The sequence below is a fragment of the Pseudomonas sp. HLMP genome (genome assembly GCF_046365545.1).
In the GTDB taxonomy this organism is placed as follows: Bacteria; Pseudomonadota; Gammaproteobacteria; order Pseudomonadales; family Pseudomonadaceae; genus Aquipseudomonas; species Aquipseudomonas guariconensis_B.
Genome location: NZ_JBDLLR010000001.1, coordinates 3,830,755 through 3,852,119, shown reverse-complemented (window position 1 = coordinate 3,852,119; position 21,365 = coordinate 3,830,755). Strand labels below are relative to the sequence as shown.

The window sequence follows — 21,365 nt, the reverse complement described above, 5'->3', positions numbered from 1 at the left end:
ACAGGACGATCTGCTGCGCCGTGGCATCGGCATGACTTCCCAGCGCACGCGTGAGCGGCTGATCCAGCGGCTGTACGAGGAAGGGGTCTCGAACACCCATGTGCTCGAGGTCATCCGCCGCACGCCACGCCATCTGTTCGTCGACGAGGCCCTGGCGCACCGGGCCTACGAGGATACGGCGCTGCCGATCGGGCATAACCAGACCATCTCCCAGCCGTTCATGGTCGCGCACATGAGCGAGCTGCTGCTGGAGGCCGGGCCGCTGGACAAGGTGCTGGAGATCGGCACGGGCTCTGGCTACCAGACTGCGATCCTCGCCCAACTGGTGGAGCGGGTGTTCTCGGTGGAACGGATCAAGGTCCTGCAGGACAGGGCCAAGGAACGCCTGGTCGAGCTCAACTTGCGCAACGTGGTGTTCCGCTGGGGCGACGGTTGCGAAGGCTGGCAGGCGCTGGCGCCGTACAACGGCATCATCGTCACTGCCGTGGCCGCGGAAGTGCCCCAGGCCCTGCTGGACCAGTTGGCCCCGGGAGGGCGCATGGTGATTCCAGTGGGGGCGGCCGGCGAGGCGCAGCAACTGATGCTCATCGTGCGCGAGGAGCACGGTTTCTCCCGCCGGGTCCTGGGTTCCGTGCGTTTCGTGCCGCTGCTCAACGGTCCGCTGGCCTGAGGGGACGCGGAATATTTGCTGCGGCGACGAATTCTCGGGCCCTGGCCCTGTCTATCTGGCTGCCTCTGCGGCGAAGGCCCGGAGCATGAAGCCACCCAAGCCGGGTGGCCTCGTTTATAATTGCAACAATATTGCATTGCGTAGCGTCATATCGGTTATCGGCACCATAAGGGGAGCGCGGGTGGGTCACACAATCATTCGGCAGCGCAAGGATCGGTCGGGTTTCAAGCTTCTGGTGATTGCGCTGGCCATGGGGGCCTTGCTCGCGGGTTGCTCCAGCAGCGGCTCGAACGGCGCCCGTGTGGTCGATCGCAACGCGGTCCCCAAGCGCCCGACCGTGACGTCGGGTCAGTACATCGTCAGGCCCGGCGATACCCTGTATTCCATCGCGTTCCGTTACGGCTGGGACTACAAGGAACTGGCCGCGCGCAACAACATCGGTGCGCCCTATACCATCCGCCCGGGCCAGGCCATCCGTTTCAGCAGCGGCGTGGGCGGCAGCACCAGGGTGGTATCCAGCCCGTCCTCATCGAGCAAGACCACCGTCATCCGCCGCCCTGTCGCGACCACCACGCCACCGTCTGGGGGCACTGCCAGGCCTGCCACGCCACCCCCTGCCGCGAGCAAGCCGGTGGTGACGCCGGTGCCCGCCGCAGAGCGTACCGCCGGGGGCTGGACCTGGCCGGCCAACGGTGTGCTGATTGGTAAATTCGCTTCAAACGGTAGTTTGAATAAAGGCATTGATATCGCCGGTGATTTGGGACAGCCTGTTTTTGCTGCGTCTGGTGGTACAGTGGTCTACGCCGGGAGTGGCTTGAGGGGCTACGGCGAGTTGATCATCATCAAGCACAGCGATACCTACGTCAGCGCCTACGGCCACAACCGCAGGCTTTTGGTTCGGGAGGGGCAGCAGGTCAAGGCAGGGCAGACGATCGCTGAAATGGGGTCCACGGGCACTGATCGGGTGAAGCTGCATTTCGAGATTCGCCGTCAGGGCAAACCCGTCGATCCGCTCCAGTTCCTGCCACGCCGTTGATCGTTGTACCCAGCCTGTTCCTTTGACGTAGAGGGGACAGGCTCCAGCGTTACCAGGGAACAGGTGTCGCTCGAGCCTGAGTTCGAACTCAGCAAAGGACTATAACAATGGCTCTCAGCAAAGAAGTGCCGGAGTTTGACATCGACGATGACGTCCTCCTGATGGAGACGGGCATCGTTTTGGAAACGGATGTGGTGTCAGACGAACCTGCTGTACCTTCGGTTCGGACCAGGGCCAAACAAGGCTCATCGCTCAAGCAACACAAGTACATCGATTACAGCCGGGCGCTCGATGCCACCCAGCTGTATCTCAACGAGATCGGCTTTTCACCACTGCTTTCTCCGGAAGAGGAAGTGCATTTTGCGCGCCTGTCGCAAAAAGGTGACCCCGCCGGTCGCAAGCGCATGATCGAAAGCAACCTGCGCCTGGTGGTCAAGATCGCCCGCCGCTACGTCAATCGCGGATTGTCGCTGCTCGACCTGATCGAGGAGGGCAACCTCGGCTTGATCCGCGCCGTGGAGAAGTTCGACCCGGAACGCGGCTTCCGCTTCTCGACCTATGCGACCTGGTGGATCCGCCAGACCATCGAGCGGGCGATCATGAACCAGACCCGCACCATTCGCCTGCCGATCCACGTGGTCAAGGAGCTGAACGTCTACCTGCGTGCTGCGCGGGAACTGACCCAGAAGCTCGACCACGAGCCTTCGCCGGAGGAGATCGCCGGCCTGCTGGAGAAGCCGGTGGCCGAGGTCAAGCGCATGCTGGGGCTCAACGAACGGGTTTCGTCGGTGGACGTTTCCCTGGGGCCGGACTCCGACAAGACCCTGCTCGATACCCTGACCGACGATCGTCCCACCGATCCTTGCGAGTTGCTGCAGGACGACGACCTCTCCCAGAGCATCGACCAGTGGTTGGGCGAGCTGACCGACAAGCAGCGTGAAGTGGTGGTACGTCGCTTCGGCCTGCGGGGCCATGAGAGCAGCACCCTGGAGGATGTGGGCCTGGAAATCGGCCTTACCCGTGAGCGAGTACGGCAGATCCAGGTCGAGGGCCTCAAGCGCCTGCGCGAGATCCTCGAGAAGAATGGCCTGTCCAGCGAGTCGCTGTTCCAGTAACCGCGACCGTCATGAAAAACGCCCCGACACGACGGGGCGTTTTTGTTTCTATCAATCAGCGGCTCTATCAGCCAATGTTTCTTTCGCTACCCTCGTGGCGTTGCATGTAGGAGATTGCTCACAGCTTGTGTAAGCCTTTGCCGTAGGGATCAGTAAATCATTGTCGTTTTCAAACGTTGAGTGTTTTTAACTTGCTGATAAATATGAATATTTTGGATGTGAAGAAGTATGTCCACCGTATTGTTTTGAGAGCTTTCACCCTTGCCTGGCCAGCTGGAATGGCTAGTATTCGAACTGTGCCGACGGATTGGCACAGGCTTTCACGGATGACGGCCAAGGACATCGCAGGATGCGATTCATCAGGATGATGAACGGGACAATCAGGGACTATGGAAAAAATGTGGGCGGGTCAAACCGCCCCTTTTTTTGCCTGCGATAAAGCATCGCCAGGCAAACCTGGTGGCCAAAAGAGCTAAAAGAAAAGGCCCGTAAAGGGCCTTCTCGTGATTCAGACGCGTTAGCGTTCCAGGTGCTCGATCTTGTCGGGCTTGCCGTCCCACTCCTCGGCATCCGGCAGGGCATCCTTCCTCTCGGTGATGTTCGGCCAGATCTCCGCCAGTTCGGCGTTCAGCTCGATGAACTGTTCCATGCCCGCAGGTACTTCATCTTCCGAGAAGATGGCCTGGGCAGGGCACTCCGGTTCGCACAGCGCGCAGTCGATGCACTCGTCCGGATGAATGACCAGGAAGTTCGGGCCTTCGTAGAAGCAGTCCACCGGACAGACTTCCACGCAGTCGGTGTATTTGCACTTGATGCAGTTGTCGGTGACGACGAAGGACATTTCTAATTTTCTCCTCAGGCGACGGCAGCGTGCCCTTCCTTGCAGGGCAGCGCGGTTCCCGGTGGCAGCAGGCCAGGCTAATGAACCTGCACCCGAGCGGGAACCGCGGCGGATTCTACCAGCTTGCGCGGGTAGCCGTTATAACAGGTTTTTCAGTTGATATAGCGTTTCGATAGCTTGGCGCGGCGTCATGTCGTCCAGGTCCAGCTTGCCCAGCTTCTCGATGGCCGGGTGTGGCAGGCTGGCGAACAGGTCGCTCTGGTGCGGTACCTGCGGCTCGCCCTTGGCCTTGGTCGCGGGCGGCTCGTGAGGCAGGCTGGTGGTTTCCAGCCGCCCCAGGTGTTCGCGAGCACGCTGGATCACCGCCGTCGGCACGCCGGCCAGCTGCGCCACGGCCAGGCCGTAGCTCTGGCTGGCGGGGCCCGGCAGCACATGGTGCAGGAAGACGATGCGCTCGTTGTGCTCGGTGGCGTTCAGGTGCACGTTGGCCGCCAGCGGTTCGCTCTCCGGCAGCACGGTCAGCTCGAAGTAGTGCGTTGCGAACAGGGTATAGGCGCGCAGTTGGGCCAGCCGCTCGGCGGCGGCCCAGGCCAGTGACAGGCCGTCGAAGGTACTGGTGCCTCGGCCGACTTCGTCCATCAGCACCAGGCTGCGGTCAGTGGCGTTGTGCAGGATGTTCGCTGTCTCGCTCATCTCGACCATGAAGGTCGAGCGCCCGCCGGCCAGGTCATCGCTGGAACCGATGCGGGTGAAGATGCGGTCGACCAGCGACAGCTCGCAACGCGCCGCGGGGACGAAGCTGCCGATGTGCGCCATCAGCACGATCAGTGCGGTCTGGCGCATGTAGGTGGACTTACCGCCCATGTTCGGACCGGTGATGATCAGCATGCGTGTGCTGTTGTCCAGCGCCAGGTCGTTGGCCACGAACGGCGTGGTCAGCACCTGCTCGACCACCGGGTGACGGCCCTGTTCGATACGCAGGCAGGGCTCGTCGACGAAGGTCGGGCAGTTCAGGTCCAGGTTCAGGGCGCGCTCGGCCAGGTTGCTCAGCACGTCCAGCTCGGCCAGGGCGGCGGCGCTGTCCTGCAGCGGCGCCAGGTGGCCGATCAGGGTTTCGAGCAGGGCGTCATAGAGCATCTTCTCTCGCGCCAGGGCGCGGCTCTTGGCCGACAGCGCCTTGTCTTCGAAGGCCTTGAGCTCCGGCGTGATGAAGCGCTCGGCGCCCTTTAGGGTCTGGCGGCGGATATAGTCGGCCGGGGCCTGCTCGGCTTGTTTGGTCGGCAGCTCGATGTAGTAGCCATGCACCCGGTTGTAGCCGACCTTGAGGTTGGCCAGGCCCGTGCGCGCCTTTTCGCGGGCCTCCAGGTCGATGAGGAATTGGCCGGCGTTCTCGCTCATGGCCAGCAACTCGTCCAACTCGCTGTCGTAGCCGGTCTTGAGCACGCCGCCGTCGCGGATCACCGCCGGCGGGTTGTCGATGATCGCTCGCTCCAGCAGGCTGGCCAGCTCCGGGTAGGTACCGGTGATCGCGGCCAGGCGTGCCAGGTGCGGGGCCTCCAGCTCGGCCATGGCGTTCTGCAGCTCGGGCAAGGCACCGAGGGCATCACGCAGGCGCGCCAGGTCGCGTGGGCGGGCGTTGCGCAGGCCGATGCGGGCGAGGATCCGCTCGATGTCGCCGATTTCCTTGAGCTGCGGCTGCAGTTTCTCGAAGCGGTAGTCGTCCAGCAGGCAGCGGATCGAGTCCTGGCGTGCCTTGAGTACCTTGAGGTCGCGCAACGGGCGGTTCAGCCAGCGGGTCAGCAGGCGGCTGGCCATGGCGGTCTGGCAACGGTCGATGACCGATTGCAGGGTGTTGTCGCGACCACCGGCCAGGTTGACGTCCAGTTCCAGGTTGCGGCGGCTGGCGCCGTCGAGGATCACCGTGTCGTCCATGCGCTCGTGGCGCAGGCTGCGCAGGTGAGGCAGGGTGGTGCGCTGGGTTTCCTTGGCGTAGGTCAGCAGGCAGCCGGCCGCGCCGATGGCCAGGGTCAGCTTGTCGCAACCGAAGCCCTTGAGGTCCTGGGTCGCGAACTGCTGGCACAGGCTCTTGCGCGCCGAATCGCGGTCGAAGTCCCACGGGGCGCGACGACGGCAGCCCGGGCGCTTTTCCGCCGGCAGGCCTTGGGGCCAGTCGTCGGGGATCAGCAGTTCCACCGGGTTGATGCGTTCGAGCTCGGCCAGCAGGTTCTCCCAGCCCTTGATCTCCTGCACGGTGAAGTTACCGCTGGTGATGTCCAGCACTGCCAGGCCGAACAGCCGCTCGTCGCCCAGCAGGGCGGCGATCAGGTTGTCGCGGCGCTCGTCGAGCAGGGCCTCGTCGCTGACCGTGCCGGGGGTGATGATCCGCACCACCTGGCGCTCCACCGGCCCCTTGCTGGTGGCCGGGTCGCCGACCTGCTCGCAGATCACCACCGACTCGCCGAGCTTGACCAGCTTGGCCAGGTAGCCCTCCACCGAGTGGAACGGGATTCCGCACATGGGGATCGACTGGCCGGCGGACTGTCCGCGGGCAGTCAGGGTGATATCCAGCAATTTGGCGGCTTTCTTCGCGTCTTCGTAGAAGATCTCGTAGAAATCGCCCATGCGGTAGAACATCAGCTGGTCTGGGTGCTGGTTCTTCAGCTTCCAGTACTGCTGCATCATCGGGGTATGTTGGGAAAGGTCAGACATTCAAGGCCTTGAAGCTGTACGTCTATTAGACAAATGCGAAACGTCTAATACTACAGGCTTTTTTTCGGCATTGCTGGGGGCTGTGCTACGTCAATTTCACGGAGTCTTAGGTACCGCTTTGTCATCCGTGCGTCCGCGTGCCCCCCGAGCTTCTGAGCATCGTTGCCCTGCTTATCGGTGTCGGTCAGCGACTTGGCCCGCAGGTCGTGGATGGTTGCGTCGGTGACCTTTGCCTTTTTGCAAGCCTTCCTGAAGGCATCCTTCACGGTCTCGTAGGAGACCGGCTTGCCCCCGCCCCGGGTGCAGAATAACGTGAGCCCGCGCACCTTCCGGGGCAGGGCTTTGGTCCTCGCGATTAGCTGTTCCAAGTCCGGGGTCATGCCCACGATGAGCTTTGCACCGGTCTTCTGCTGGTTGAAAGCAATGCCCTTGTCGCTGATGTCCGACAGCTTGATGGCCAGCACATCGCCAATGCGTTGTCCCGTGAGGTAGCACATTTCCAGGATAGATCGAATGTACGGCGAGCATGCGTCGCAGATCGCGGCGAACTCCTCGTCCGTGATGTACCGGTCCCGCTTCTTTTCTGCGTGCCGCTTGATGCCGGTGCAGGGGTTCGAGTCGACGATCTGCTGCTCTAGGGCGTAGGCGAACACCATCCGCAGGAACGATATCACCCGGTTTGCCATGTTCGGCGTGTCGGACATATGCAGCTTGAGGGCCGCCACATGCCGAGGAAGTACCTGGCGCGGCTCGAATTCGGCCAGGTGGTGCTTCAGTTTTGCTGCGGCAGCCTCGTATTGCTTGATGGTGTTCTCAGCGAGGCGCTTGCGCATCGAGTCCAGGGCATCATCAATCAGCTTCGGCATTGCGCCTTGGCCCCTTCCGCCCATGATCTTGGCATATGCCAGCAGGGCGCCCTGATAATCCTTATCGAGGCGTTCCCACTTTCCTTTCCTCACCAGGTAGTACGCGCCGTGCTTCATGTACATGCACGGCGGCAGGTGCCTGTCCTTCTTTCGCGGCCTCATCGCTATCGCTCGTCCCTTCTGTCAAAACCGGAGTTCCGGCCCTTTCTTCTCTGCGTGTCCGCCTAGGCGGGCGAGCACGACTTGCCTCAGTACCTTCGGCTTGCCGTCGGCACCGATCACATAACCAAACTTCCATTTCTCCAGCCAACGGACCTGGTCCTTTGGGCGGAGGTAGCCGGTCATGTCGGCCACCTCATCAGGAGTCATGAACATGGTGTTCCCTCCAGGTCAGTTGTAACGGCGGATCGTTTCTGTGCTCGGTCCATGCGCTCATCTCGCGCCGTCAGGTCTGCGCTGGCGGATAGAGCGGCGTCGATCAGCTCGGCCAGCTTGCGGCGCAGCCTCGACACCTCTTCGGCAGCCTTGATGCTGACACCGGTGAAGTGCTCAGTGGTGCTCTTTAAGCGCTCAACCTCGCCAGGATCGGCGTGGGTGTAGACCTCGGCGCTTCCATTCTCGCTGCATAGGTCAGGGGCGTTATCTGCGACCAGCAGCGTCATGCCGGCGAACAGCTCGGCGGTGCCGCCCTCAAGGAGCCAGAGGGCCTCAAGGCCGCCATCACCATCGTCTACAAGCTCTGCCACGGCAGTCAGCATGATGGGCTCGTGGTGCTGCTCGGCTGGCTTGCCGGTGACCCGTGCCTGGATAGCTTCCCAAGCCGGCTCATACTCAGGCCAGTCACTTTCGATGACTAGGAACTGGCGCGCCGGACAATCCCACGTCGCCATGATGGAGTCGACGTGTTCGAGGCTGGACAGTACCAAGTCACGATCAATGGGAGACAGCTTGGTCAGGTCGCTACGTTTGATGACGATGTAGCGGTCTTCGCGCTGGAAAGGCACGAATTTATGGGCACTTTCAGTGCATAGATAGTCGACTGGCTCTGTGCTGGCGGATGGCGACAATGCCGGCGAGACGCAGTGCAGCGCCTGTTCCAGGAAGCTCACCGTGCTCTCCGGGCTGTAGTTGTCCTTTACCTTGATGTTCTCGATCAGCGATCGCAGGATCGAAGCGCCTTCTGCGGCAGACTCCAGCAGCGCATCCCGCTCGGCCAGCAGGGCGCGCAGGTCTTCGTTTATCTCCTGTACCGACTTCGCGGCGGCTCTCTGAACGGTAACAACGACCTCGAACTGCTCGCCCGAGGGGCGCGTCACCGTATACGTGGCGCCAGCGTAGTTCTTGATGCCTTGCTGGATAGCCTGTTTTGCACAGGCATCAGCCATCACCTGCCACGCCACCGGCTTGCCCTGATGCTGTTCGACTGGGTTGGCAGCTTCCCGTGCCTTCCAGCCCGCCTCGAAGGCGAGGGTGTAGCTGTTGCGCAGGCGTTGCATCTTGCCGCGCAGGAAGTCGGCGAGGGCAACTTCCATGCAGCTGACTATCTGGGGTGGAGAAGTGATGAGGTCGGGCTTACAGCCCTCGGCGTCTACCAGGCGGTGGCGCTCAATCTCGGCGATCAGCTCCAAGGCCATCGCGGGCGGCATAGACATGCCATAGTCATTCGCGGCTACGTGATCATATGGGTCGCGCTTGGCGGCTTCAGCAAGTGCCTTCAGTTTGGCTAGGTTGATAGTCATGCCTTGCGCTCCTGTTGAGTAACGAAGCCCGCCGCCTGGCGGATCTTGCTGCAGCGCTCATGGTTGCCACGGGTGCGTGGGATGTTGCAGACGTCGCAGTACACCCCCATGGCGGGGCGCATGAAGGTCTGCACGCCCTTGGCACCGCGTGGGTTCGGTTCGTAGGTAAGTGTGTTGGTCACAGCGAATACCTCTCATGGACTCGGCGAGCGTTCGGGCTCATGGCCAGGTGCCCAAGGTTCGTGGCGCTGTTTACGGTCGGTAACGTGCCTGTCGTAGGACGTCGGGCGTTGTTGCTGCGATGCAGCTCGACCAGGGCGGTAATCAGTGCCACGGCGAGAGCAAGGCTGAGCAGTTGCCAGGTGCGTGCTGGGTTAGGCATGGATGCCGGCCTCTCGAACGTGGTTGCGGGCGAGTTGGAACAGCTGCTCGGGGGACACTGGTTCCAAGTGCTGCTCGCCGTTCTGCACGGCTTCCAATCGAGTGCGGTACAGCCCGGCCTGGCCGAGCCAAGCGTGATCGCTGATTGCGCGTTGATTCCAAGCCTCTTCGAGGCCTTCCTTTTCGCCGAACTCGACTCGCGAACATGCCTCGCACTTCCTGCAGACGATCACGTCTCCACCATGATTGGGGTCTTGGTCGTCTTCGATGGTAAAGCGATGGGCTTCGCCGCCGCAGAAGGGGCAGGGCAGCAGGGGAGTGGTGTCGTTCATGCTGCCGCTCCTCTCTGATACGTCATCTGCGCGGTAGTGCCACCTGTAGTTACCCCGTGGTGCAGCTCGACGGTGCTCCCGGCGCGTCTACCGGCCATAATGTCTGCCGGATTTACTGGCCCGGAACTGCTGTTGCGCCCTTTGGAAAGCTCGTAACCTTCTGTTAGTTGTTTGATGAAGGCGGCAATCAGGTTCTTCTCTTTCTCCTCAGTGAGCGCTAAGGCGTTGCGCTCTGGCAGCGGAAGGTCGTCAGAGGCAGGAGCGATGGCGACGAGCTTTTGGTAGACCTGCCCAACCCACGCCTCGGCGAAGTGGTTGCCCCGAGTCTCATGGGTTGCGCCCTTGCTCTGCTGGGAGGTCTTCAGGTTCTTGATGTACTGGCGTCGAGCGGTCGCAGCCTTTGTTCGCAGGGTGTCATAGGCGTACTTCGCAATTTCTTGCGCGGGCGACATCCCGATGAACAGAACCCTGAGTTTCTGGCTGTGGCGTGGGGCGTCGTCGTACCAGAGGATGCATTCACAATTGAACGCCCTTGCTACTGTGGTGCCCAGGTGTCGTTCCCAGCGGGCGAGTCGCGCCTTAGCTTTCCCGCTAAAGGCTTTGCCCACGGAGCTGAGTTGCACGTCCATCTCTGTCAGGCGATGCATTTGCATGAGCTTCTTGGCCTGCCGCAGAGCGGCGGCGGCTTCATGCTCGTTCGGGCTTTTGCTGAGATCGAGGCACCGCTGGATCTTGCGGATGATCCGCTCGCGGTCAGGGTTGTCATTGTGATGGATCATGCTGCTTCCCCTGCAGTAGAGGCGCTGGCCGGGGTGCTGCGCAGTTGGGAGTGGACGCGCATGGCGAGCGCCTGAATGTCCTGCATTTGCCGGGTGGCGCGGTTGCGCCACGGTTCAGTGCCGCGGGCGGCTTTCCACGTCTTTTCGGCCAGTCGCAACGTTTCGGCGGCACTGCTCAGCAGGTCATAGTCGGCCCTGGTCACCGGCATGCCGGTGTAGGACATGATTCGCGCTTCTAGCTCGGCGATGGTGGCTTTGAGTGCCGCTAGCGCCTGTTGGTGTTTGCGTTGATCTTCCTCGCGTGCAGTAGCCAGGTGCGTGATGTCGTTGTTCAGGGCGGCGGAATAGCTGTTGAACATACGTTGATGTTCTGCAAAACCGGCGTTGTAGCCGTCGTCGTATGCTCGGCGGCGAGTGAGGGCGAACAGGTAGGGCAGGGTGGCGAGAGTGAACAGCCAGAGGACGCCCATGGCCAGGATGTAGTGTTGTGGTTGCATGTGCTGTTGCTCCAAAGGTGCCCGGTACCAGGACTGAAAAAGACGGTGAGAGGCTGGTACCGGGACTTGTTGCCCCTGCGGGCCGGGGCCGCCTTGTTGCTAAACCGGTTGCTGCGCCTGGGCGTCGAGGTAGTCGGCCAGGTCGTACAGGTAGATCACGTGCTTCGCTCGAGCAGAGTCGTGCACCTTCTTCAGTGGAAGATCGATGCGGCCTGCATTGATCAGCTCGCGAAAGCGGCGATCAGTCTTGATGTGCGAAAAGTACTGCTCCCGAACTGCCGTGATCGTTGGGCATGGCGTAGCGAACTGCTTGCGTAGCTGGGCCAGCGTGTCGGTCATGGGTGCCCTCCCGCTCCCTCCAGAACGGGCCGGAGCTGGTGGCGCACGACCTCGGCAAGGTGATCCTTACAGTGCCCCTTGGTGCGGGCGCAGATGTCGCCGAGCGCATCCAGCACGATCACGCGGAAGGGCTGCTCCGGGTCCGTGGTGGGGCTGATGTAGGCCACCTGGTCGGGCTCGAGCACTTCATTCACACGTTCGAGCGCTTCCCTCATGGCGATGGCCTGTGCGGACTGTTGTCCCGATTCAGTCCGGCCATTCGCCAGATCCTGCAGGAAGTCGCGAAGGGCCATGTACTTGGATGAGTCCCCGCGATGCAGTGTGATCGAGCCTGCAACGGGACCGAACTTCACTTTCACCTGGTGGGTGCGAGTGTCGTTCTCGATCTCGATGTGGGCGTCGACGGTGGTTTCTGGACGGCGCAGGGGGCAGATGGTCGAGCCGCCCTGTTCCAGGACCTGCTGTAGCAGCATCACGCGCTTGAGGGAGAGGGTGTATTCGCTCATGCAGCACCTCCAGCAGGGACAGCGCGAGCTGGGCCGTTGTGGGTGGTGATGACGTGCAGGCCGGTGCGACGCTGGAAGGCATCGATGATGGCTGGGCGGCTACAGGTGGTTGGATGCAAGAAGATCTTGCAGTCGGACTTGTACTGTGTGGGTTGCATAGCTCGTACTCAGTGAGAGGCGGTACGAGGCGGAGATTAGTTCTACTGATTTATAAGGTCAACACTGTTACGCATATTTTTGTCCAAAAAGAAGGCCGCATAAGCGGCCTTGGGTGTTCAGAGCAGGACCGAATACCAGAATACCTTTCCGATAATTCGAATGTGCTGGTCAACGTAATCCTTTGCGTATCGCTCATCTGGGTGCTCTGCGTCATTGTAGCTTCGAAGCCTGAGACCCCCGCCAGGTATGCGATAGAGCAGTTTTACTCGAAGCTGCCCGTCATGGTCGATGGCGTACATTTTTCCGTCTTGGACTGCGACTGCGGCTGTGTCGACCCCAACGGTGCTTCCATCAGGAAGGACCGGTTCCATGCTGTTGCCTGTTACAGGGACACACCCAGCAGCTTGAGGATCTATGTTCTTCCTGTTGAGGGTGCGCTTGCCGAACCGGAGCTTTCGGCCATGAATTTCGAGCGTCACTTGGGATCCTTTGCCAGCAGAAATTTCGACCTCCTTGAAGAAGGGCAGCTCTACTTCATCCTCCCCTAAGGGGGTTTCGTCATCCCAAACCTCTATGGGTTGTAGATCTGGCGCGTGGCGTCTGGGGGGTGTTTCTTCGTTCTTGGGATGCTGTGCGTCAGACGTCCAGGCAGGGGGGAGCGGCGCGGCAAGCCTGGGGCTGACGTCGGAAATATTAAAGCCGAGCACTTTGGAGAACTTCAGCAATGCTGGAAGGTTTAGGGGGATCCTTCCGTTGAGATACTGGCTGACGACGCTCTGGCCGGACCACTCGCACAGATCAGCGATGTGCTCCTGGGTTAAGGACGGGTTGTCTCGTTTCCTTTCCCTGTAGATCTGCTTCAGCTTCCTGGCTTCTTCGTCGCGAACGGCTTGATCTACGTCCTTGGGGGCGTCATCAGCAGTGTTGCCTTGGGGGTGAGGGTGAGTTCTGTTCATCAGAACAATCTATAAGCAAACCTGATTTTTTATAAATCGTGATGCGCATTTTTCTGCTTGTCACGGATCAAAAGTAACACTAATATTCCCGGGGCCCACAAGCACATAGGTGTGCATCATGAATGAATTAGGAAGGCCCTTGCGCGAATTCGCGCAGGGGAAAACCCAGCCGCAATTGGCTGATCTGCTGGGGGTTTCGCAAAGCGCTGTATCACAGATGCTCAATTCTGGTCGTGATATTCGTGTTCGCGAGGATGGCTGTGGAGGGTACGAATTTATTGAGATCCGCCCAGTTGGTAGGAAGCGAAAGCCAAAGGAGGAGTAAAGAACGCTGAGCCGGGCCTCTCACCTCCCAGCTCAGCTATGACAGTGCAGAACACCATCACTCCCGTCGTCCGGCGGCCTCTCACCAAAAGAATGGCCGGATGACTACAACCGCATGTCGTGCCCCACAGCACGCAAAGCACAACATATCGGTCGTGGTCGTAGGATAGGGCTTGCCCGCGCCTATGGCTACACCGTTAACCGAGGTTTAACGGTTATGAGTCGCATCGACACTCTGTCAGGCACCGGCCTGGTCCTCTCCCTGCGACAGTCGCTCTATCGCGCCGGTCGTGACTATCCGGGCGGCATCACCAAGCTCGCCTACGACATGGGCATCGACATCGATGCTCTGCAGAAGAAGCTCAAGCACGACGAAGAGCGCCGTTGGCTGTCGCCGGACGAGCTGGAGGAAGTGCTTCAGTGGACTAAGGACTCTCGGGTACTCGACGCCCTGGGGCGTGCCGCTGGGGTGGTTTGGTACCGTCCCCAGCCGGTGCCTGCTACCAACGAGGCCTTGAGGGCAGTCGGCAAGCTGCTGGATGAGGCCGGCGAGTTCGTCAGCAGCATGCACGACGGTGCTGCCGACAACGTGTGGGAGCTGCACGAAGTGCTGGATCTCGAGAAGCGCGGTATGGACGTCATTCGGCAGGTGCTGGCCATCATGGCCGGTGCCCGTCAGGCCATGGAGGACCGCGCCAATGGCTGACGCAGTCGATATGGCCAACGACCAGGCCGAGTACTTTCTGCAGGCTGCCCTCCGTCACCAGGCCGGCAAGCAGGCAGGGCCCAGCGCGCAGTTCTGCGAGGACTGCGACGAGCCGATCCCGCTCCTGCGGCAGCAAGCTGTCGCAGGTTGTGAAACCTGCGTCAGCTGCCAAGAGCTGCGGGAGCGGTGCCGATGAGTGAGCGTCAAGGACCGACTACCGCCGCATGGGCGCGGCGCTACATCGAAACCTTCGGCCTCGCCCTGGTTCCGATCGAGCCAGGCGAGAAGGGGCCGAAGGGGCACGCTTGGAACCAGCCGGGTGGCTACTTCACCGATGCTGATGTTGCCGAAGCGTTCTGGCAGTCCCATCCGACCCACAACCTTGGTGTGGTGCTGGGGCCCGGTCGGGTCTGCTCGCTCGACGTCGATGACGTGCAGTGGACCCGGCAAGTCCTGGCAGACCTGCTGGGTATGAATGTGGACGCGCTCGCGGATGCCTACCCGACGACGGTAGGCAACCCGGCGCGTTTTCGCATTATGTTCCGGGCGCCGGATGGCGTTGACTTGAGCCGACATTCACTGGTGTGGCCCAACCAGGCCGACCCGGACGGCTCCATCCTCAAGGCCCTCATGACCCAGGTGAAGGCCGCCAAGGCCGCTGGCGATGCCAGCCGGGAGGCTGCCCTGCGCATGGCTGCTGAGCCATTCAAGAAAATTACGGTGTTCGAACTGCGCGCTGGCCTGGTGCAGGACGTGCTGCCGCCCTCGATCCATCCCGGTACCGGAAAGCCATACACCTGGCGAACGCCTCCATCCGCGGACGGTCTGCCTGAGCTGCCGCCCGAACTGCTTGCCATCTGGCAAGAATGGGATCAGTTCAAGCCGAAAGCCGAGGCGATCTGCCCTTGGTTGCCGAAGGCTGCGCCTGCGCCGCGTCCCGCTGCTCCTCGGCCGCGAGCAGCGACGGTGCGTTCCGGCGCACCGCTGCCCGATGTGATTCCCGAGTTCAACCGGTGCCATGACATCGCGACGCTGATCGAGGCGCATGGCTACGAGCGAAAAGGGGATAAATGGCTGTGCCCGCAGAGCAGCAGCGGTATGCCTGGGGTGACTATCACCGACGGCAAGCTGTTCTCGCATCACAGCTCCGACCCGCTGGCTAACGGCCACAAGAATGATGCGTTCGACGTCTTCTGCATCCTGGTGCACAACGGTGACCAGCGTGCAGCCACCCGGGCTGCGGCGCAGATGCTCGGGTTGGATGCTGCCTCGCGCCCGCCATCGCCGCCCCCTATCGGTGAGCTTCCCCATACCCCATCGGTAGATGAGCAAGCCGGCGAACCGGCGGTAGAGCCTGCTGAGCAACAAGATGAGCTTCCCCGCACCCCATCTGCCAACAGCGCCCCCAGTTCGGCCTGCTCCTCGGCCGCCGGGGGGGAGGGGGATAGCGCGTTGGACATTGAAGGCGCCATGCGACGCTTCGCGCTGATTGAAGGCACCACGCACGTTTGGGACATGGACAGGGCGAAGCCGATGAAGAAGTCAGGCTTCGAGGCGCTGGTAGGTAAGCCCTTGGCCAAGGAGTGGATGGACCGGACAGATAAAAAGCTCATTGCTCCAGAGCAGGCTCAGGAGCTGGATGAGGCGCGTCGCCTGGCGAGTAAAAAGGGTGGGGCGCTGAAGCTCGATCCCATTGAGCGCTACGTGTACATCGACGGCACCAAGGATGTTTGGGACCGTGAGAAGAAACGACGAATCCCCGAAGGGGCTGTGAAGATGGCCCTGGGAGAGGAGTACAAATGGTGGCTGAACAGCCAGGATCGGCGTGTGGTGGATGTCGACCACATTGTGTTCGACCCGACCATGACCAAGGATCCCGCAATCTACATCAACACGTTCGAAGGGTTGCCCCTGGAGCCGGTGCGGGATGACAGCGCATGCGAGAACCTGCGTTGGTTGATCTCTTTCCTGTGCAACCACGATGAGGAAGCCTTGGACTGGCTGACCAAGTGGCTGGCGTACCCGCTTCAGCATATGGGTGCCAAGATGGATACCGCCGTCTTGATGCACTCGATCATGGAGGGCTCGGGTAAGAGCCTGCTGTTTGCCGATGTGTTCGGCCAGCTGTATGGGCAGTACGCCGCGACGGTCGGCCAGACGCAGCTGGAAGGCAGCTTCAATGCTTGGCAGAGCCGCAAGCTGTGGGCTGTGTTCGAGGAGGTTGTCAGCCGGGACCAGCGCTACAACCAGGTGGGCAAGATCAAGCACATGATCACCGGCAAGACGGTGCGCATGGAGTCCAAGTTCATCAACGGTTGGGAAGAAGCCAACCATATGAACGCGGTGTTCCTGAGCAACGAGATCATGCCGTGGCCGATCAGCGATGATGATCGCCGGATGCTGGTGATGTGGCCGATGGAGACGCTGCCGGTCGAGCGGCAGAAGGCGATCAGTCGTGAACTGGCGAACGGTGGCGTTGCGGCCTTGTATGGCTGGTTGCTGGACGTCGACCTGGGCGAGTTCAACCAACGCACGCGACCGCCAAAGACCGAGGCTCGCCAGCGGCTTGTCGCACTGAGCCGAACGGCATGGCAGACCTTCCTGTATCTCTGGCGAACTGGTGAACTCGGGCACGGCCTATGGGGCTGCTGCCTGAGCACGGACCTTTATGCCCTGTTCCTTGAGTGGTGTTCGCGCAACAAGGAGCACTCGATGAGCCAGACGAAGTTCTCGTTGATGATCAGCGCGACGGTGGAGAAGACGCGGGCGATCCCTTGGACGGATGGCAATACGCGGCGATTCGCGGCGTTCTTCTTCCCCAGCGATGGTGATCCTTCCCTGCCCCCATCCTTGAAAGCGGCCGAGCTGGGCGCGAACGTCGTCGAGTGGCGTGCACGGGCGAAGCTTGCCGGCTGGAATGTCGACTCTTGGGACCACATCAAGGTGCTCGCGGCATGAATACATCTACTTGCGTGTTGGGTGTGTTGGGTTTGTGTCGGGTCACTTGCTCGGGGTCAACACAGGTATGGGGCCCTAATTTCTTGGGCTGGCGCCTGTCCGTGTCGGGTGTGTTGGGTTTGTGTACGCGCACGCGCGTGCGCGTCGTTTTGTTAGCGTCTTCCAGCCTCAGAAAAGAAACCCATGCGAGGCTCATAAAACCTTACAAACCCAACACACCTAACACACAACCTCATAATCAACTGATTTTATTGGGATTTAACTGTGTTGGGTTTGTGTTGGGTTGGCTGAATGTGTGTTGGGTGTCAATTTCGAGGGCGTGGATATGAATCAAGACCAGGAAAGTCGCTGCCGCCGTTCGGCTCAGCTCGCACTACACCGCATTGAGATGGCCGACCTGCTGGATCCGTCGGAGCGTCTGCGGATGGTTGGCGAGCTGATGCAGCATTGGGGAGAACAGCGGTCACAACTCGGGCTGACATCCAGCATCGGCAGTCAGATGGGGACCATCATGGAATGGAAGGGCGCCGCACCGAGGGGTGGTGCTTCGGGGGCGCGGATCTTGGTGAGCGGGGCTGGCCTAGATCACGCTGCGGCCGAAGTTGATGCGGCTGTGGCCGCGCTGGCGCGCCGGGATGAACGGGGGGCGACCTTGGCCCAGCTGGCCACGCTGCGCTACATCCACCGCACAACCGTGCGGGAGCAAATGCGTGAGGTGGGGTTGGCGGAATCCGCTGACCGTACCTATCGCAACTGGGTCAAGGCGCTGCACTTACAGGTGCTGTCCGTCCTTGCTGCGCGTGCGGGGCGGGTGCGGCTGCATACCGTTCGTCGGGTCAATATGCGCCGAGCGTGCGCCGAGGATGCGCCGAAGTAGCGCCGAAGCGACGAACCGAAAATTGCCCCTTTTCGGTTTTTCCGGTGACAGGTAAAAAGTCGCCACGATATGAAAAGTGCGCTTAGGCGCTTCCCCCACAAGCACTGTGCTGTGCAATCGCTCCGACCTGTCGGCGCACCGAGAACCCTGCCATCTGGCGGGGTTTTCTGTTTCTGGTGCCGTGCTTTGCCAAGAGGCCTTCATGAATAGTGAGCAGCAAGCGTTAGTTGAGATGCCGATCTGGATGGTGATCGTACTTTCCCTGGTCGGCGGGGTGTCGGGTGAGATGTGGCGGGCGGACAAGGCGGGTGTTCGAGGCTGGGCGCTGGTTCGGCGCATCGCCCTGCGTTCGGGGGCCTGCGTGGTTTGCGGGATGGCAACCATCATGCTGCTGTACTCCGCCGGCGCTTCGATCTGGGCCTCGGCGGCATTCGGTTGCCTGACCGCGATGGCCGGCGCCGACGTGGCCATCGGGTTGTATGAGCGCTGGGCCGCGAAGCGCCTGGGTGTTTGCGACGTGCCGCCTGCTAGCCATGAAGGTTAACGGCAGGCGGGGCAACAGCGCTTCCCGTGGCTATGGTCACCGCTGGCGTCTGGCTCGCGAAGTCTTCCTGGCGAACAACCCGTTCTGTGTCATGTGCTCGACCAACCGCCGTCCCGTTGCATCGACGGTCGTGGACCACAAGATCGCGCCCCGCCTGCAAGAGGCGAAGGAAAGCGGCGATCCCGAGAAACTGCGTGTTGCCTGGAAGTTGTTCTGGGACCAGGACAACTGGCAGCCGCTGTGCAAGTTGTGCCACGACTCGGTGAAGCAGCGCCTGGAGCGCAGCGGGCGGATTGCGGGCTGCGATGCCTCCGGCCTGCCGCTCGATCCGAATCATCACTGGAACAGGCGCTGACCCAGGTGCCGCGCCCGCCCTGTCCTGCTGGGGTAGGGGGGGTTAAAAACTTTTTCCCGACTCACTCGTTGACCGCATGCCCCCCTCTCTGTGCAAAACCGGGAAAAATGGGGAGGGGGGGGTATGCGAATAGGAGGTTTCCATGGCTGGAAACGGTAACTCCGGGCGACCATCTCTGCCCGCATCGGTGCACCTGCTCAACGGCAATCGCAGCAAGCTCTCGCCCGCGCAGCTGATGAACGAAATCAAAGATCCTGCGGTACCGGTGGGTGTACCGCCCATGCCGGATTTCCTCACCGGCGACGCAGCCGCCGAGTGGACCCGGATCACCGAGGCGCTGTTGGCGCTGGGGTGGGTTTCGCGGCTCGACCAGATGGCGCTCGCCACATACTGCCAGGCCTACGGCGACTGGCTGCGCTTCCAGCGGTTGATCGCTGAGCGCAATGCTGGGTCGCAGGACGGCCTGGGCGGCGAGGTTCAGACCTTCAAGACCGGCGCCCAGCAGACCCACGTGCTGCGGCAGCTGGCCAACGACGCCGAGAAGCGTGCCAACGCTGCCGGTGCACAGTTCGGGTTGTCTCCCCTGGCGCGCCGGAACATGAGAGCCGCCGCCCCGGCTGGGCAAGGAGAATTGTTCCCCAATGCAGGACAAGACGCTGCCGCAAAGTATTTCAGCTGACTGCCGGGTAAAGGGCTTCGCTGACAGGGTGCTGGCCGGCTCAATCATCGCCGGGCCAGCTGTTCGCAACGCTGCGCGGCGCCATCTGCTGGATCTGGAAAAGGGGCATGAGCGTGGGCTGATCTGGAACGCCGACGCGGCCCAGCGTGCCATTGGTTTTTTCGAGGATGTGCTGCGTTTGAACGGCGGCGACTTCGAGGGGTTGCCGTTCCGCCTTGCGCCGTGGCAGGCGTTCATCGTCGGCAGCCTGTTTGGCTGGTACACCGATGATGGGTATCGCCGGTTTCGCCAGGCGTATATCGAAACCGCCAAGGGCTCGGGTAAGTCGCCCTTGGTCGCCGGGATCGGCCTGTATGGCCTTGTCGCCGATGACGAGCAGCGTGCGGAGGTGTACGCCGCCGCCACGAAGAAGGACCAAGCACAGATCTTGTTCCGTGACGCGGTCGCGATGGTGAACATGGCGCCACATCTCGCTGCGCGCCTGGTGCAGTCGGGACGCGATGAGAAGGTCTGGAACCTGTTCTATCCCAAGACCAACAGCTTCTTCCGTCCGATCAGCTCCGACGATGGCCAGTCCGGCCCTCGGCCCCATGTGGCGCTGATCGATGAGCTGCACGAGCACAAGACGGCAAGCGCGGTGAACATGATGCGGGCTGGTACCAAGTTCCGGCGCCGTGCATTGATCGTGATGATCACCAACAGCGGCTCCGACAAGGGCTCGGTGTGTGGTCAGTATCACGACCTGGGCGTGCGGATCTGCGAGGGCAAGGAGGAGAACGATGCGTTCTTCGCCTTCATCTGCTCGCTGGACAAGGGTGATGACCCGTTCAAGGATGAGTCGTGCTGGCCGAAGGTGAACCCCTCGCTGGACTTCATCCTGGAGGGCCAGACCGATGGCATCCCGGGCCGCAAATACCTGCGGGAGCAGGTGGCCGAGGCCAGAGGGCTGCCGGCGAAAGAGGCTGTGGTCAGGCGCCTGAACTTCTGCGAGTGGACCCAGGCGACATCGCCTTGGTTGTCCTGGGAGATCTGGCGCGGTGCTGCCGAACGGGTACCGATGCGCGTTCTGCGCAACCGACCATGCGTTGGTGGACTCGACCTTTCCAGTACCACGGACCTGACCGCGTTCGTGCTGATGTTCAGTCCGATACCATCCGACCCGCACTGGCGCTCGCTGTCGTACTTCTGGATCCCTGACGATGACCTGTCGGGCCGGGAAAAGCGCGACCGCGTGCCGTACCCGCAATGGGTCAAGGAGCGCCATCTGGAGACCACACCAGGACGGGCGATCAGCAAGCTGCATGTGCTCCGGCGCCTGCAGACCATCTGTGATTACTTCGACGTGCGACGGATAGCCTACGACCGCTGGCGGATCGAGGATCTGTTGCAGTTGATGAACGACAACGGCATCACGTTGCCCGAGCTCAAACCCTTCGGCCAGGGCTTCAAGGACATGGGGCCGGCTGTGGATGAGTTCGAGCGGCGCCTGCTGGGCCGCAAGGTCGAGCCGGCCGACGTCATTGAGCTGGACCCGGCCGACTATGAGGTCGTGGCTGAAGTCGACACGGCCACCGAGGTGGTCGAGACCCTGCTGCACGATGACAACCCCGTGATGACCTGGAACGCGGGCAACGCGGTGATCGTGTTCGACCCCGCCAACAACCGGAAGGTCGACAAATCCAAGGCCACGGGCCGTATCGACGGCATCGTCGCCGCCGTGATGGCGGTGGGCATCAGCAGTGACATTTCCGAGGCATCAGGCACGTCGGTTTACGACGAAGGGGTAGGTATATGAAGTTGGTAATTGCGTCCTGGGTGGCGGGCCTGCTGGGCTTCGCGCTGCTGGTCGCGGGTGTCTGGATGGTGCATCGACCTGCCGCATTCATCGTCGCGGGGGTGGGGCTGTTGGTCTGGGCCAAGCTGGCCGATCAGGCGGCGGCGAGTCTGGCAGCAACGAGTCTGGCGAAGCGCCAAGTGGCTAGGGAAGGGGGCTGACC

25 protein-coding genes are annotated in these 21,365 nt (G+C 61.6%); 13 read left to right on the top strand and 12 right to left on the bottom strand.

Features of this window, described 5'->3' with window-relative positions:
* Positions 1 to 31: 31 nt before the first annotated feature.
* The 3 genes from ABFA30_RS17785 (at position 32) to rpoS (ending at position 2,821) form a co-directional block, all read left to right on the top strand.
* A complete protein-coding gene (locus tag ABFA30_RS17785) occupies positions 32 to 670 on the top strand; it encodes a protein-L-isoaspartate(D-aspartate) O-methyltransferase (RefSeq protein WP_225787463.1) in 639 nt (212 codons plus the stop codon).
* 181 nt (positions 671 to 851) lie between these two features.
* Positions 852 to 1,706, top strand: a complete 855-nt coding sequence (locus ABFA30_RS17780) for a peptidoglycan DD-metalloendopeptidase family protein (RefSeq protein WP_253090653.1) — start codon at positions 852 to 854, stop codon at positions 1,704 to 1,706.
* Positions 1,707 to 1,813: 107 nt separating this feature from the next.
* A complete protein-coding gene (gene rpoS / locus ABFA30_RS17775; RefSeq protein WP_253102049.1) occupies positions 1,814 to 2,821 on the top strand; it encodes an RNA polymerase sigma factor RpoS in 1,008 nt (335 codons plus the stop codon).
* Between the two features lie 517 nt (positions 2,822 to 3,338).
* On the opposite strand, the gene fdxA is transcribed toward rpoS, so the two are convergent.
* The 12 genes from fdxA to ABFA30_RS17715 all read right to left on the bottom strand — a co-directional run bounded on the left by fdxA (position 3,339) and on the right by ABFA30_RS17715 (position 12,925).
* The gene (gene fdxA, locus ABFA30_RS17770) at positions 3,339 to 3,662 is read right to left on the bottom strand and encodes a ferredoxin FdxA (RefSeq protein WP_225787361.1); all 324 of its coding nucleotides are present in this window, start codon (positions 3,660 to 3,662) and stop codon (positions 3,339 to 3,341) included.
* 138 nt (positions 3,663 to 3,800) lie between these two features.
* Positions 3,801 to 6,371: a DNA mismatch repair protein MutS gene (gene mutS, locus ABFA30_RS17765; RefSeq protein WP_410045763.1), complete on the bottom strand. Its 2,571-nt coding sequence runs from the start codon at positions 6,369 to 6,371 to the stop codon at positions 3,801 to 3,803.
* A 50-nt stretch (positions 6,372 to 6,421) separates the two neighbouring features.
* Positions 6,422 to 7,399: a tyrosine-type recombinase/integrase gene (locus ABFA30_RS17760; RefSeq protein WP_410045762.1), complete on the bottom strand. Its 978-nt coding sequence runs from the start codon at positions 7,397 to 7,399 to the stop codon at positions 6,422 to 6,424.
* Between the two features lie 21 nt (positions 7,400 to 7,420).
* Positions 7,421 to 7,612 carry a DUF4224 domain-containing protein gene (locus ABFA30_RS17755; RefSeq protein ID WP_410045761.1) on the bottom strand — a complete coding sequence of 64 codons (192 nt, stop codon included), beginning with the start codon at positions 7,610 to 7,612 and terminating at the stop codon, positions 7,421 to 7,423.
* A complete protein-coding gene (locus tag ABFA30_RS17750) occupies positions 7,603 to 8,976 on the bottom strand; it encodes a hypothetical protein (RefSeq protein ID WP_410045760.1) in 1,374 nt (457 codons plus the stop codon). The genes ABFA30_RS17755 and ABFA30_RS17750 overlap by 10 nt, the downstream gene beginning before the upstream one ends.
* Positions 8,973 to 9,158: a hypothetical protein gene (locus tag ABFA30_RS17745; protein WP_410045759.1), complete on the bottom strand. Its 186-nt coding sequence runs from the start codon at positions 9,156 to 9,158 to the stop codon at positions 8,973 to 8,975. Before ABFA30_RS17745 ends, ABFA30_RS17750 begins: the two co-directional genes overlap by 4 nt.
* 192 nt (positions 9,159 to 9,350) lie before the next feature.
* Complete coding sequence (locus ABFA30_RS17740) at positions 9,351 to 9,689, bottom strand: Lar family restriction alleviation protein (protein WP_410045758.1); 339 nt, start codon at positions 9,687 to 9,689, stop codon at positions 9,351 to 9,353.
* The gene (locus ABFA30_RS17735) at positions 9,686 to 10,468 is read right to left on the bottom strand and encodes a DUF2786 domain-containing protein (RefSeq protein WP_410045757.1); all 783 of its coding nucleotides are present in this window, start codon (positions 10,466 to 10,468) and stop codon (positions 9,686 to 9,688) included. Before ABFA30_RS17735 ends, ABFA30_RS17740 begins: the two co-directional genes overlap by 4 nt.
* Entirely contained in the window at positions 10,465 to 10,965 is a 501-nt protein-coding gene (locus ABFA30_RS17730) for a hypothetical protein (protein WP_410045756.1), read from the bottom strand. The genes ABFA30_RS17735 and ABFA30_RS17730 overlap by 4 nt, the downstream gene beginning before the upstream one ends.
* Positions 10,966 to 11,064: 99 nt before the next feature.
* Complete coding sequence (locus ABFA30_RS17725; RefSeq protein ID WP_410045755.1) at positions 11,065 to 11,304, bottom strand: pyocin activator PrtN family protein; 240 nt, start codon at positions 11,302 to 11,304, stop codon at positions 11,065 to 11,067.
* Positions 11,301 to 11,810 (bottom strand): hypothetical protein, encoded by a 510-nt coding sequence (locus ABFA30_RS17720; RefSeq protein ID WP_410045754.1) that lies wholly within the window; start codon positions 11,808 to 11,810, stop codon positions 11,301 to 11,303. The genes ABFA30_RS17725 and ABFA30_RS17720 overlap by 4 nt, the downstream gene beginning before the upstream one ends.
* 275 nt (positions 11,811 to 12,085) lie before the next feature.
* On the bottom strand, positions 12,086 to 12,925 hold the full coding sequence (locus ABFA30_RS17715; RefSeq protein WP_410045753.1) for a S24 family peptidase: 840 nt from the start codon (positions 12,923 to 12,925) through the stop codon (positions 12,086 to 12,088).
* 118 nt (positions 12,926 to 13,043) lie between these two features.
* On the opposite strand from ABFA30_RS17715, the gene ABFA30_RS17710 reads away from it, so the two are divergent.
* The 10 genes from ABFA30_RS17710 to ABFA30_RS17665 all read left to right on the top strand — a co-directional run bounded on the left by ABFA30_RS17710 (position 13,044) and on the right by ABFA30_RS17665 (position 21,363).
* A complete protein-coding gene (locus ABFA30_RS17710; protein WP_410045752.1) occupies positions 13,044 to 13,250 on the top strand; it encodes a helix-turn-helix domain-containing protein in 207 nt (68 codons plus the stop codon).
* A 216-nt stretch (positions 13,251 to 13,466) separates the two neighbouring features.
* Positions 13,467 to 13,955: a phage regulatory CII family protein gene (locus ABFA30_RS17705; protein ID WP_410045751.1), complete on the top strand. Its 489-nt coding sequence runs from the start codon at positions 13,467 to 13,469 to the stop codon at positions 13,953 to 13,955.
* Positions 13,948 to 14,151 carry a TraR/DksA C4-type zinc finger protein gene (locus ABFA30_RS17700; RefSeq protein WP_410045750.1) on the top strand — a complete coding sequence of 68 codons (204 nt, stop codon included), beginning with the start codon at positions 13,948 to 13,950 and terminating at the stop codon, positions 14,149 to 14,151. The genes ABFA30_RS17705 and ABFA30_RS17700 overlap by 8 nt, the downstream gene beginning before the upstream one ends.
* Entirely contained in the window at positions 14,148 to 16,913 is a 2,766-nt protein-coding gene (locus ABFA30_RS17695) for a bifunctional DNA primase/polymerase (RefSeq protein ID WP_410045749.1), read from the top strand. Before ABFA30_RS17700 ends, ABFA30_RS17695 begins: the two co-directional genes overlap by 4 nt.
* A gap of 325 nt (positions 16,914 to 17,238) precedes the next feature.
* Complete coding sequence (locus ABFA30_RS17690) at positions 17,239 to 17,790, top strand: hypothetical protein (RefSeq protein ID WP_410045748.1); 552 nt, start codon at positions 17,239 to 17,241, stop codon at positions 17,788 to 17,790.
* A 202-nt stretch (positions 17,791 to 17,992) separates the two neighbouring features.
* Positions 17,993 to 18,334 carry a phage holin family protein gene (locus ABFA30_RS17685; protein ID WP_410045747.1) on the top strand — a complete coding sequence of 114 codons (342 nt, stop codon included), beginning with the start codon at positions 17,993 to 17,995 and terminating at the stop codon, positions 18,332 to 18,334.
* Positions 18,324 to 18,689 (top strand): HNH endonuclease signature motif containing protein, encoded by a 366-nt coding sequence (locus ABFA30_RS17680; RefSeq protein ID WP_410045746.1) that lies wholly within the window; start codon positions 18,324 to 18,326, stop codon positions 18,687 to 18,689. Before ABFA30_RS17685 ends, ABFA30_RS17680 begins: the two co-directional genes overlap by 11 nt.
* Positions 18,690 to 18,831: 142 nt before the next feature.
* Positions 18,832 to 19,368 carry a phage terminase small subunit P27 family gene (locus ABFA30_RS17675; RefSeq protein WP_410045745.1) on the top strand — a complete coding sequence of 179 codons (537 nt, stop codon included), beginning with the start codon at positions 18,832 to 18,834 and terminating at the stop codon, positions 19,366 to 19,368.
* Positions 19,331 to 21,163, top strand: coding sequence for a terminase large subunit (locus ABFA30_RS17670; RefSeq protein ID WP_410045744.1), 1,833 nt, complete (start codon positions 19,331 to 19,333; stop codon positions 21,161 to 21,163). The genes ABFA30_RS17675 and ABFA30_RS17670 overlap by 38 nt, the downstream gene beginning before the upstream one ends.
* The gene (locus tag ABFA30_RS17665) at positions 21,160 to 21,363 is read left to right on the top strand and encodes a hypothetical protein (RefSeq protein ID WP_410045743.1); all 204 of its coding nucleotides are present in this window, start codon (positions 21,160 to 21,162) and stop codon (positions 21,361 to 21,363) included. The genes ABFA30_RS17670 and ABFA30_RS17665 overlap by 4 nt, the downstream gene beginning before the upstream one ends.
* Positions 21,364 to 21,365: the final 2 nt, after the last annotated feature.

Excerpts from the sequence above, each read along its gene's own strand:
- ABFA30_RS17785 (WP_225787463.1), top strand. The coding sequence starts at position 32 with ATGACTTCCCAGCGCACGCGTGAGCGGCTGATCCAGCGGCTGTACGAG.
- rpoS (WP_253102049.1), top strand. The coding sequence starts at position 1,814 with ATGGCTCTCAGCAAAGAAGTGCCGGAGTTTGACATCGACGATGACGTC.
- fdxA (WP_225787361.1), bottom strand. The coding sequence starts at position 3,662 with ATGTCCTTCGTCGTCACCGACAACTGCATCAAGTGCAAATACACCGAC.
- mutS (WP_410045763.1), bottom strand. The coding sequence starts at position 6,371 with ATGTCTGACCTTTCCCAACATACCCCGATGATGCAGCAGTACTGGAAG.
- ABFA30_RS17760 (WP_410045762.1), bottom strand. The coding sequence starts at position 7,399 with ATGAGGCCGCGAAAGAAGGACAGGCACCTGCCGCCGTGCATGTACATG.
- ABFA30_RS17755 (WP_410045761.1), bottom strand. The coding sequence starts at position 7,612 with ATGTTCATGACTCCTGATGAGGTGGCCGACATGACCGGCTACCTCCGC.
- ABFA30_RS17750 (WP_410045760.1), bottom strand. The coding sequence starts at position 8,976 with ATGACTATCAACCTAGCCAAACTGAAGGCACTTGCTGAAGCCGCCAAG.
- ABFA30_RS17740 (WP_410045758.1), bottom strand. The coding sequence starts at position 9,689 with ATGAACGACACCACTCCCCTGCTGCCCTGCCCCTTCTGCGGCGGCGAA.
- ABFA30_RS17735 (WP_410045757.1), bottom strand. The coding sequence starts at position 10,468 with ATGATCCATCACAATGACAACCCTGACCGCGAGCGGATCATCCGCAAG.
- ABFA30_RS17730 (WP_410045756.1), bottom strand. The coding sequence starts at position 10,965 with ATGCAACCACAACACTACATCCTGGCCATGGGCGTCCTCTGGCTGTTC.
- ABFA30_RS17725 (WP_410045755.1), bottom strand. The coding sequence starts at position 11,304 with ATGACCGACACGCTGGCCCAGCTACGCAAGCAGTTCGCTACGCCATGC.
- ABFA30_RS17720 (WP_410045754.1), bottom strand. The coding sequence starts at position 11,810 with ATGAGCGAATACACCCTCTCCCTCAAGCGCGTGATGCTGCTACAGCAG.
- ABFA30_RS17715 (WP_410045753.1), bottom strand. The coding sequence starts at position 12,925 with ATGAACAGAACTCACCCTCACCCCCAAGGCAACACTGCTGATGACGCC.
- ABFA30_RS17710 (WP_410045752.1), top strand. The coding sequence starts at position 13,044 with ATGAATGAATTAGGAAGGCCCTTGCGCGAATTCGCGCAGGGGAAAACC.
- ABFA30_RS17705 (WP_410045751.1), top strand. The coding sequence starts at position 13,467 with ATGAGTCGCATCGACACTCTGTCAGGCACCGGCCTGGTCCTCTCCCTG.
- ABFA30_RS17700 (WP_410045750.1), top strand. The coding sequence starts at position 13,948 with ATGGCTGACGCAGTCGATATGGCCAACGACCAGGCCGAGTACTTTCTG.
- ABFA30_RS17695 (WP_410045749.1), top strand. The coding sequence starts at position 14,148 with ATGAGTGAGCGTCAAGGACCGACTACCGCCGCATGGGCGCGGCGCTAC.
- ABFA30_RS17690 (WP_410045748.1), top strand. The coding sequence starts at position 17,239 with ATGAATCAAGACCAGGAAAGTCGCTGCCGCCGTTCGGCTCAGCTCGCA.
- ABFA30_RS17685 (WP_410045747.1), top strand. The coding sequence starts at position 17,993 with ATGAATAGTGAGCAGCAAGCGTTAGTTGAGATGCCGATCTGGATGGTG.
- ABFA30_RS17680 (WP_410045746.1), top strand. The coding sequence starts at position 18,324 with ATGAAGGTTAACGGCAGGCGGGGCAACAGCGCTTCCCGTGGCTATGGT.
- ABFA30_RS17675 (WP_410045745.1), top strand. The coding sequence starts at position 18,832 with ATGGCTGGAAACGGTAACTCCGGGCGACCATCTCTGCCCGCATCGGTG.
- ABFA30_RS17670 (WP_410045744.1), top strand. The coding sequence starts at position 19,331 with ATGCAGGACAAGACGCTGCCGCAAAGTATTTCAGCTGACTGCCGGGTA.
- ABFA30_RS17665 (WP_410045743.1), top strand. The coding sequence starts at position 21,160 with ATGAAGTTGGTAATTGCGTCCTGGGTGGCGGGCCTGCTGGGCTTCGCG.